Here is an 8,096-nt window from a genome sequence, read left to right as displayed (position 1 = left end):
CCGGTGCTGGCGCTACCCAACCAGCGCTGGAGCCTGGACTTCGTTCATGATCAGATGGCCACGGGGCGGCGGTTCCGTATCCTCAACATCGTCGACGACGTGACACGCGAGTGTTTGCGGGCGGTGCTCGACACGTCGATCTCGGGCAAGCGGGTGGTGCGCGAGTTGGGCGACCTGATCGCCGAGCGTGGCGCGCCCAAGATGATCGTCAGCGACAATGGCACCGAGCTGACCTCAAACGCGGTGCTGGCGTGGTCGGGCGATGCCGGCGTCGAGTGGCACTATATCGCTCCGGGCAAACCGACGCAGAACGGGTTCGTCGAAAGCTTCAACGGTCGCATGCGCGATGAGCTACTCAATGAGACGCTGTTCTTCACGGTCCGCCAGGCGCGCACGATCCTCGCCCGCTGGGTCGAGGACTACAACACCGAGCGGCCACACTCGTCGCTCGGCTACGCCACACCGGCCGCCTTTGCCGCCGAACTCGAAAAGCAACGGTGGGGTTTAAACCCCACCGTTGCTTCACCCGCGCTCCTGCGCGACAACAACGGTCGGTCTCTGGTTGCCGCTGGATGAAAGGCGGGGGTCACGTCACCACGCCCCTACTCGCGATCGCTGCTGCGCCTCCGAATGGACGTGTGACTTGCACTACAGGATCGTTGGCTGCCACACCCGAACGCGGCCCGCGAGCCGCTTGAACGACGCCCGCTAACGTGGAGTCGGTACGTCACATAGGACATTGAGTGCCCCCAATCGACTCAACGCGCAGGAGGCTCAGTGCACCGGTGCAGATCAGGTTAGCCGGTCTCTGGTAGCGCCCCCCCCCTGGTTTGTGGACACCGTCTGCCACACTGGTTGTGAGCGATGTTTCGTCATAACCTGTAGGGGTGCGGCAGCGCCGCGCAATGTCGGCTACCGCCATCTGCCTTCCCGTAAGCGTACAGTTCGCAATCCTTCCCTAGCAGCGCATAGAGGGGTCGAGAGCGGGTGTTCGAAGGTAGGGATACCGGCAAGCGGCGAGCCGCCATCAACGCTTAGTCTCACGCGCCACGTTAGCCCCGGACACCGACGCATTCCCTCTCGCGCCAAGGCGAAAGTCAGGCGCGGCGTCCCGTTGCCTAACGCAACCAGCCTGTGACAATCGGCTCGGGTTTCGCTCGGAACCGCTCGAGCCTATAGACGCCGCATGACAAAGCCACCTCGCGAAACTAGCACCTCGAAGAAGCCACCTCTCAATGGTTGGCTCGGGATTGGCATTGTGCTTGTCACCATGACTATCTCGTTCTTCGTGGCGTATGCCTACTTGCTGTCGTAAATCCCGCTCGATCAGCCAGTCGCATACCGCGGTGTTCGAGCGCATGGGGAATGCGCCGTGAGCGATGCGCGCTGTTCTTCTTGATGGTGCGGTACATAGAACAGAGCTCGGTATACGTTAAACGCCAGCAGGTCGTTAGGACGTCGCAAATCGCCTATTCGTCGTACGATAAGGCGTCGGAGAAATCGGCGGCGTCGGTGTTGCACCTGCGATCGGCAACGTCTTTTATCACGCCGACAAACGTATTCGCAGCCTCCCGATTATACTCGACCGGACGTTGCATTCGGCCGGGCTTGCTTGAACGGCGTCCGCGACCGACCGGCACCGCGATGATGAGTAAAGCTCATCGCTGCATCAATGACGCGGCAAATTGTTCGAGCAATCAGAGGGGCTATATTGCGAATTCGCCGCGCAACCTCGTTGCGGTCGACGGCGCTCGAACGATGATACGTTCCGTGCATGAACCGTGCGGACACCCCATATCCGACACAAGGACGTGCCGACATGGCCACCCTCGTTGCTATTCCAGCGACTCAGTTTGATGCGACAAAAGGCGATGCCAGGCCGGCACGCTGGAGCGCCGTGTATGCGATGGCGCTGTGCAGTTTCGTGCTCGTCGCGTCCGAATTCCTGCCGGTTAGCCTGCTGAGCCCGATCGCGGAGACACTGCGCCTAACCGAGGGACAGGCAGGACAGGCGATCGCGATCTCGGGGGTGTTCGCGGTCGTCACGAGCCTGTCTTTTTCGGTACTGCTCGGAAGGATCGACCGCCGCCGCGTCGTGCTCGCGCTGATCGCCATGTTGATCGTTTCGGGCGCGATGGTCGCGTTTGCGCCGAGCTATCTCATATTCATGATGGGTCGGGCGCTGCTGGGCATCACGATCGGCGGTTTCTGGTCGATGTCCGCGGCGATTGCGATCCGGTTGGTCCCCGAGGAGTCGGTCGGCAAGGCGCTCGCGATCATGAGTGGCGGCACCGCGCTGGCGACCGCGCTCGCCGCCCCGATGGGCAGTTTCCTCGGCAGCCTGATCGGCTGGCGCGGCGCGTTCTTTTGCGTGGTGCCGGTCGCGGTCGGCGCGCTCGTCTGGCAGGCAAGCGCATTGCCCAAGCTCCCTGTCGCAGAACGGCAATCGGCGCGCGCGATGCTCGGGTTGCTCCACAGCAAGGCTGTCCTGCTCGGATTGTTTGCCGTCGCCATGCTGTTCGTCGGACAGTTTGCGCTGTTCACCTATCTGCGGCCGTTCCTCGAACAGGTCACGCACGTCAGCGTCGTCATGCTCTCGGTCATGCTGCTGATCGTCGGCGCCTCCTGCTTCGTCGGGACCGTCTTGATCGGTCGGTTCATCGTCAAGCGCCTGTTCCTCACTCTTTGGCTGCTGCCCGTGGCGATGGCAGCGGTCGCGATCGGCCTAGCGCTGTTTGGCAGTTCTACCGTCGCAACCGCGCTCTTGCTCGCGGTATGGGGTTTTGCTGGGACCGCCGCGCCGGTCGGATGGTGGACCTGGCTCGCCCGGACCTTGCCCGAAGACGCCGAAGCGGGCGGCGGCCTGATGGTCGCGGTGGTCCAGCTGGCGATCACGCTTGGCGCGATCGTCGGCGGCGCGGTGTACGACACCGTCGGCGCCGTGCCCGAGTTTCTTAGCAGCGCGGCGTTGCTCGGCTTAGCGGCGATCGCCGCGTTCGCTGTCGCACGGCATGATCGCGCCAATGCCACTCTCTAATGAAAGATGGCGGTCGACACGCGCTTCGGCCTGTTTGTCACATCGACGAGGTCGACCCGACCATGTCGCCGTTAGGGCCAAGAACGTCGGGCTCCGCGTGCGCGGCTATCCGGTGACGCTGGACAAGCATATCAAAGAATTGCCCGATCTCGTCTGACACTTCACCTCAAAGGAGTATGACCATGGAATTGAAACGCGCAGGATCGCAGCCGTCGCAAAAGGGACCCACCGAGTGGTTCACGGGCACGGTCCGCATCGATCCGCTCAACACCGCGAAGGAACCCGCGCGGCACAGCTGTGCGGCGGTGACGTTCGAGCCCGGCGCCCGGACCAATTGGCACACGCATCCGCTCGGCCAGACGTTGATCGTCACCGCAGGTTGCGGCTGGACCCAGTGCGAAGGCGAAGCGATCGTCGAGATCCGCGCCGGCGACGTGATCTGGTGTCCGCCCGGCCACAAGCACTGGCACGGCGCGACGTCGACCACGGCGATGACGCATATCGCCATCCAGGAGGCGCTGGACGGCAGCCCGGTCGACTGGCTGGAGCCGGTGACCGATGCGCAGTATCTGGGTTCGGCCGCGTAGGGCTCTGAGATACACAAGGAGGACATGGTCACCAGTCGATCCGATTTCGCCGACTTCAGCTACTTCCTGGCGATCGCGAAGCACCGCAGCTTCCGCGTCGCCGGGCTGGAGCTCGGCGTCAGTGCGTCGGCGCTTAGCCATGCGCTCAAGGGGCTCGAGGGTCGGCTCGGCGTGCGGTTGCTCAACCGGACCAATCGCAGCGTGACGTTGACGGCCGCGGGCGAGGAACTGCGCGATGCGATCACGCAGCCCTTCGCGGCGATCGACCAGGCGGTCGAGGATCTCAACCGTTACCGCGACGCGCCGACCGGCCGCATCCGATTGAACGTGGTCGTCGATGCGGCCATGCTTCTGCTCAGCCGCGTCCTACCCGAATTCACCGGTCGCTATCCGGACATCAACCTGGATATCGTCGCCACCGACCGCATGGTCGATATCGTCGGCGGTGGCTTCGACGCGGGGATTCGTCACGGCGGCACCGTCCCCGAGGACATGGTGGCACAGCGCATCTCGGGCGATATTCGCTGGGTGGTCGCAGGCTCGCCCGCCTATCTCGACCGGTTCGGCGACCCGCAGCATCCCAACGACCTCCAACAACACCGCTGTCTCGGCGTTCGCCTCGGCGACGACCGCATCTACCGGTAGGATTTCGAAGGCCCCGACGGCGAGTTCGCAGTGAGCGTGCCCAGCAAGATCTACGTCAACGAAGGCCGCGCGATGCTCGGGCTAGCACTCGGTGGCGCCGGGCTGATGTACGGCCCCGAACCGCTGTTCGAACCCTATTGCGCGCGCGGCGAACTGCGCATCGTCCTGCGCGATTGGGCGACGACGGGCCCCGGGTATCACGTCTATTATTCGAGCCGCAGACAGGTGCCTGCCGGCCTCCGCTTGCTGATCGAACTCATCCGCGAACTGCATCCCTTAGGACTGTAACAGGAACGAGAGCGGATATATGCGGGGCAGCGGAGACCCGGTCCCGGACATTCACGTCCGACTTGTGACTTCCCCACTTCAGCCTTTCGTAAGCTTCAAATTCAGACTTGAATTCGATATTCTCAGACAGGCGGCTTTCGAGCCCAGCCCTAGGAAAACGGGGATTTAGACTTTCCCCAACCGCGAGGGAGCGATGCGGTCGCGACTTTGAAGGCTTTAAGCAGGGCCTCGTGCTCGACTAGCCAGTCGATCGACTGAGGCGCGTCATCGCCATCGCCGCCACCGCAAGCAGCAGGATCGCGCTCGCCTCGAACACGATATTTTCGGGCGCCATGTCCTTGCTTTGCAGCACGATGAGCCGCGCCAGCGCGGTGATCGCGATGAATATCGGATAGATGAAGGTCGCGCCCTTGCCGGTGTAGAACACGTTCACCATGCCGATCACCTCGGTGTAGAGAAACATCAGAAGGATATCGGCGAGGTTGATCGAGCGGGTCTGGTAGATCTGATAGATTTCGGTCGCGGCGCCGCAGATCGTCATCAGCGCGACGAGCAGGAGTAAGATGCGTTCGACGACATGAAAGCCGATCGACGCGACAGTGTGCTCGGTTTCGCCCACGGCCGGCTTGAAGGACCGATCGGCGACTATGTCCTCCTTCGAGGCGTCGGCCTGATGTTCGCCGAAAGACTTCATGCAAGGCCCTATGCAATGCGTATTGTAACTACTGCCGGGGGCAGAGTGGACGTGGCGCCGGACACACCGGCGCCACGATTTGCGTCACGGCATGAGCACCGTGTCCACCACGTGGACCACGCCGTTCGACTGCATCACGTCGGCCGTCGTCACGGTCGACTTGCCGCCCTTGGCGTCGGTCAGCACGATCTTGCCGTTCGTGACGCGCGCGGTGAGCGCCTCGCCCTGCACGGTGGTGAGCGTCGCCTTGCCGCCCCCGGCCTTGATCGCGGCCAGCGCATCCTTCGCAGTGATCTTCCCCGGCACGACGTGGTAGGTCAGAATACCCGCAAGCTGCGCCTTGTTCTCGGGCTTGAGGAGCGTCGTCACCGTGCCGGCGGGCAGCTTCGAAAAGGCCGCGTTCGTCGGTGCGAACACCGTGAACGGGCCTGGGCCGGACAGCGTCTCGACGAGACCGGCGGCCTTCACGGCGGCAACAAGCGTCGTCAGGTTGCTGGCGGCAGAGGCATTCTGGACGATGGTTTTGCTGGCATACATGGCGGCACCGCCAACCTTCGGGTTAGCCGCGACCGCAATAACCGGCACCGCAACCGACAGTGCGAGGCAGACGCCCAATGTGCGCGCGATCCGTGATGTCATCTTGGTTCTCCTAGCATCATACACTCCCGTCTGCCGGCCACCGACAAGCGTTCGGGATCCTGAAACGACGGGCCTGAAGGGGAGTCACAGCGCCTTTTCGGGGCGCGCAATCACTCACCATCAGCCCGTCTGCGGTCTCGGCACTAGGCGTTCGCCAGGCAATACGGACCAAAGGACGGGTCCGACCTACCCCGATCGGCAATGCGATCCCCGATACGCTGCCGTGCGATCATATCCTCTCGTCGAGCGACGCGACGCTGGCCGGCACGGGATACGGCCCAAAGTCCGTATCGTGACACGATTGACGAGAGCGTAGCGAAACCCACCCGCGGGTCTGCCCCCACCAGCACCGATCGGGCGTTGCAGCCGTTCGCCCCTGTCGCGGTGCCGCATCCGCGGTTATCGCACGGGATCGAACGACCGCTCGTGGAGCGCCGCAGATCCTCTCCCGACTCCCAGGAAAGACGACCGTCATGACCCGCCAGCGCGCTATCGTAATCGGATCGGGGATCGGCGGCATCGCCTGCGCGATCCGCTTGCAGAGCCTCGGATTCGATACGCAGATCGTCGAGCAGCTCGGCGATGTCGGCGGCCGCGCCTATGTCCGCCGCGTCGATGGCTTCGTCTTCGACATGGGCCCGACCGTGCTGACCGTTCCGCATTTCATCGAGGAGCTGTTCTCGCTCGAGCGCGACGCGGCGATGCTCGACGAACCGGACTTTCCGCCATCGGTGCTCGCCGAGGGTAGCCGCATCGTATCGGGCGCAAGCGGCGGCCCCAACACGCAGCGCTACGTCGACATCGTGCCGATCCTGCCATTCTACCGGATCTATTTCGACGACGGCAGTTTCTTCGATTACGATGCCGATCCGGTCAACGTGCGGGCACAGATCGCGCGGTTGGCCCCTGAGGATCTCGACGGCTACGAACGCTTCCACGAGGCCGCACGCGCGATCTTCGAGCGCGGCTTCCTCGAACTCGGCTATACCTATTTCGGCTCGCTCGGCTCGATGGTCGGCGTCCTTCCCGACCTGTTGAAGCTCGGCGCGATCCAGCCGCTGTTCTCGCTGATCTCGAAATATTTCAAGAGCGACAAGATGCGGCAGGTGTTCAGCTTCGAGCCGCTGCTGATCGGCGGTAATCCGCTCAAGGTGCCCGCAATCTATGCGATGATCCATTTCGTCGAGAAGACCTGGGGCGTGCATTTCGCGGTCGGCGGCACCGGCGCGCTGGTCAAGGCGATGGTCCGCAAGTTCGAGGAGCTCGGCGGATCGGTGCGGCTGAATGCGAAGGTCGATCGGATCGACGTCGAGAAGCGCGGCCGGAAGCGCGTCGCGACCGGCGTGACGCTGGCGAACGGCGAAACGCTGGCGGCGGATCTGGTCGTCTCGAACGCCGACTATGCAACCACCTATCTGAAGCTCGTCGACAAGGCGCACCGGCGGATCAATCGCGACGCGCTGGTCAAGTTCCGCAAGCAGAGCATGTCGCTGATGGTGATCTATTTCGGGTACCGGATGCAGGACGGCGACCCCGACCTGCGGCACCACAACATCATTCTCGGCCCGCGCTACGAGGAGCTTCTGACCGACATCTTCGAGCGCAAGATCCTCGCCGACGACTTCTCGCAATATCTCCACATCCCGACGATCACCGACCCCAGCCTCGCGCCGGCGGGGCACCACGCGGCGTACACGCTGATCCCGGTCCCCAACAACCAGAGCGATATCGACTGGGATGCGGTCGGCGAAGGCTTTGCCGACACGGTGCTGAAATTCCTCGACGAACGCGGCTATATTCCCGGCCTGCGCGAACGGATCGTTCATCGTAGCTTCGTGACGCCGGACTATTTCGAAGAGGTGCTGGGATCGCATCTGGGCAATGGTTTCGGGGTCGAGCCCCGGATGACGCAGACCGCGTTCTTCCGCCCGCACAACCGCAGCGAGGATGTCACGAACCTCTATCTGGTCGGCCAAGGTACGCAGCCCGGCGGCGGCACGCCCTCGGTGATGATGTCCGCCAAGATGACCGTGCGCGAAATCGCGCGCGACTTCGCGATCGATCCGCGGATCGTTGGCGGCGTACCGTCGCAGGGTGGCGATGATCGAGCGCTGGCGATGGGGCTGGCCGAGGTCTGAACGGCCCACGCGCGGCATGCGCGAGCGGCGTGCGCGCTACACGGCTGCCAGCATCTGCTCGGCAAGCT

At 63.5% G+C, this 8,096-nt stretch carries 6 protein-coding genes and 1 pseudogene; 5 read left to right on the top strand and 2 right to left on the bottom strand.

Features of this window, described 5'->3' with window-relative positions:
- The 4 genes and pseudogenes from U1763_RS17685 to U1763_RS17670 form a co-directional block, all read left to right on the top strand.
- Window positions 1-576: integrase core domain-containing protein (locus tag U1763_RS17685; RefSeq protein ID WP_332756236.1), on the top strand; the 576-nt coding region annotated here is incomplete at its 5' end.
- Window positions 577-1,819: 1,243 nt separating this feature from the next.
- Window positions 1,820-3,037: an MFS transporter gene (locus U1763_RS17680; protein ID WP_332756235.1), complete on the top strand. Its 1,218-nt coding sequence runs from the start codon at window positions 1,820-1,822 to the stop codon at window positions 3,035-3,037.
- 182 nt (window positions 3,038-3,219) lie between these two features.
- The gene (locus tag U1763_RS17675; RefSeq protein WP_332756234.1) at window positions 3,220-3,624 is read left to right on the top strand and encodes a (R)-mandelonitrile lyase; all 405 of its coding nucleotides are present in this window, start codon (window positions 3,220-3,222) and stop codon (window positions 3,622-3,624) included.
- Window positions 3,625-3,648: 24 nt separating this feature from the next.
- A pseudogene (locus tag U1763_RS17670) lies at window positions 3,649-4,557 on the top strand (LysR family transcriptional regulator).
- 238 nt (window positions 4,558-4,795) lie between these two features.
- On the opposite strand, the gene U1763_RS17665 reads toward U1763_RS17670, so the two are convergent.
- Together U1763_RS17665 and U1763_RS17660 are read right to left on the bottom strand one after the other, a co-directional pair.
- Window positions 4,796-5,251, bottom strand: a complete 456-nt coding sequence (locus U1763_RS17665) for a phosphate-starvation-inducible protein PsiE (protein WP_332756233.1) — start codon at window positions 5,249-5,251, stop codon at window positions 4,796-4,798.
- A gap of 84 nt (window positions 5,252-5,335) precedes the next feature.
- On the bottom strand, window positions 5,336-5,890 hold the full coding sequence (locus U1763_RS17660; protein ID WP_132896567.1) for a fasciclin domain-containing protein: 555 nt from the start codon (window positions 5,888-5,890) through the stop codon (window positions 5,336-5,338).
- 473 nt (window positions 5,891-6,363) lie between these two features.
- On the opposite strand from U1763_RS17660, the gene crtI reads away from it, so the two are divergent.
- Window positions 6,364-8,028 carry a phytoene desaturase family protein gene (gene crtI / locus U1763_RS17655; protein WP_332756232.1) on the top strand — a complete coding sequence of 555 codons (1,665 nt, stop codon included), beginning with the start codon at window positions 6,364-6,366 and terminating at the stop codon, window positions 8,026-8,028.
- The last annotated feature ends 68 nt before the right edge of the window (window positions 8,029-8,096 follow it).

Source organism: Sphingomonas sorbitolis (assembly GCF_036663875.1).
GTDB lineage: Bacteria > Pseudomonadota > Alphaproteobacteria > Sphingomonadales > Sphingomonadaceae > Sphingomonas.
The sequence above is the reverse complement of the archived record's forward strand: the minus strand, read 5'-3'. Positions and strand labels throughout refer to the sequence as shown.

Coding starts and splice junctions, on each gene's coding strand:
- U1763_RS17675 (WP_332756234.1), top strand. CDS start 3,220: ATGGAATTGAAACGCGCAGGATCGCAGCCGTCGCAAAAGGGACCCACC.
- U1763_RS17665 (WP_332756233.1), bottom strand. CDS start 5,251: ATGAAGTCTTTCGGCGAACATCAGGCCGACGCCTCGAAGGAGGACATA.
- U1763_RS17680 (WP_332756235.1), top strand. CDS start 1,820: ATGGCCACCCTCGTTGCTATTCCAGCGACTCAGTTTGATGCGACAAAA.
- U1763_RS17660 (WP_132896567.1), bottom strand. CDS start 5,890: ATGACATCACGGATCGCGCGCACATTGGGCGTCTGCCTCGCACTGTCG.
- crtI (WP_332756232.1), top strand. CDS start 6,364: ATGACCCGCCAGCGCGCTATCGTAATCGGATCGGGGATCGGCGGCATC.